This window comes from Dietzia sp. DQ11-38-2 (assembly GCF_014145055.1).
In the GTDB taxonomy this organism is placed as follows: Bacteria; Actinomycetota; Actinomycetes; order Mycobacteriales; family Mycobacteriaceae; genus Dietzia.
Map to the genome: position 1 here is coordinate 1 of NZ_JAALDW010000438.1, position 1620 is coordinate 1620.

The following is a 1620-nucleotide window of genomic DNA, read 5'->3' on the forward strand; positions in this document are numbered from 1 at the left end:
GCCTGGGCGGTCGGTGCGGCAGCGGTGCCGGACTGGGCGACGACGACGAGCCCCGCAGTCGCGAGAGTGGCCGCCACGGCCGCGGCCACCGGGCGGCGGGATCGGAGACGAGAGGGCGCCGGGACGGGGGTGTTCATGCTGTGCACTCTGTCATGTCGCTCGCGCCCGGAGGGGTCGAATGTGGCCGTCGTCGTCCCGTCAGTGGGCCGCGTCACCTCAGCAGCGGCGCAGCAGGGTTGCGTGGACTCGGGGGCGGTGTCCTACCGGCCCGCCGGTCCGGTCAGCTGAGTCCGAACAACCTCCCCGAGAGTCGCAACGCCATGAGCAGGACCACCGTCGAGTTCGGTGGAGTAGCTGGGGTCCGGGTCCGGGTCCGGCGGGAGGGAGTCGGCCATGCCCCACATCGGCACGAGCACGGCCCGGCGTGCCCTCGGGTGTGACCGCGCGGCAAAAGTTCGATCGGCCCTGCGTAGCAGGACTGGGTGGACGTCCTCGCCACCGGTGCGCGTCGGGCCCCAGCGCCTCGGCGTAGCGCCCCACGCTGGCGCCTCGTCGTGAGTGCGGTCTCGGGGGAGAAGCGTGGTCTCGACCAGCGTCCAGCTTTTCTCACAGGCCTCTGGCCTCTCCACAAGGGGGTGGCGACACAGCCGCTCGCCGGGGCCCGAAGCGTGCCCGGTGCGCAACAGTTCCCCCATGACTCCCGCACCCGGTGGCCCTCGACGTCGCGGCGATCTGCTGGCGGCCCACGGCACGCACCGGGTGACCAACGGATATCGCAGAGCGCACCACGGGATATGGGAACCGGCAACCACCGTCTCCACGCCGGTCACTCGGTTGGCCTCGGCGACACTGGCCTGGCCAGGCGGCGTGGCCACGGGGTGGTTGGCCGCCGCGGTCCACGGCCATCCGTGGGCGCCGGCCGCGTATCCGATCGAGCTGGCCGTCGGCAGAAAGCGGGTGCGCCGCGAGGGGATCGTCGCCCGCCGGTACGAGATCCCGGAAGATCAGGTCGAGAGCATCCTCGACGCCGACGGCGCCCCGCTTCGTGTGGCCAGCGCGGAGTGGGCGTTGTTCGACCTGGCTCGGTATTCGCCGAGGGCCGAGGCGTTGATCGCACTGGACGGTGCGTCACGGATGGGGCCGGGCCACGACATCCGACGATCTCTACCGACGCTGCTCAGCAGGCATCCGGGGTTGCGGGGGCGACGGATCGCGCTCGAGCGCTGTGCCCTGGTGGAGCCGATGACCGAGTCGCCCATGGAGACGCGCCTGCGGTTGTTCCTTCTCGATCTCGGGCTGACCGGTTTCCGGGTGCAGTACCGCACCCCTGGCCTACCGTACCGCCTGGACTTCGCGTTCCCAGACCGCAAGATCGCGGTGGAGTACGACGGTGCCGGCCATCGCGACGCCGTCCAGCACGGTCGGGACGTGCGCCGATGGAACCGGTTACGCGCGGCAGGCTGGACGATCATCATCGTGACGGCAACGCTCTTCTATCACCGTCCCCGCGAGCTCGCCGCCCTCCTGCGCGACGCGCTGGGCTGAGTCGGCCTCTCGACACCGGTCGCGCCCGTCCCGCCTCCGCCAGCCCAGACCCGCCCGTCCCGCCGCTGCGCTCGC

General features: G+C 71.7%; 1 protein-coding gene. It reads left to right on the forward strand.

Annotation, left to right across the window (positions count from 1 at the left end; all coding sequences use genetic code 11):
- Positions 1-693: 693 nt before the first annotated feature.
- The gene (locus G6026_RS13930; protein ID WP_182613517.1) at positions 694-1545 is read left to right on the forward strand and encodes a DUF559 domain-containing protein; all 852 of its coding nucleotides are present in this window, start codon (positions 694-696) and stop codon (positions 1543-1545) included.
- The last annotated feature ends 75 nt before the right edge of the window (positions 1546-1620 follow it).

Excerpts from the sequence above, each read along its gene's own strand:
- G6026_RS13930 (WP_182613517.1), top strand. The coding sequence starts at position 694 with ATGACTCCCGCACCCGGTGGCCCTCGACGTCGCGGCGATCTGCTGGCG.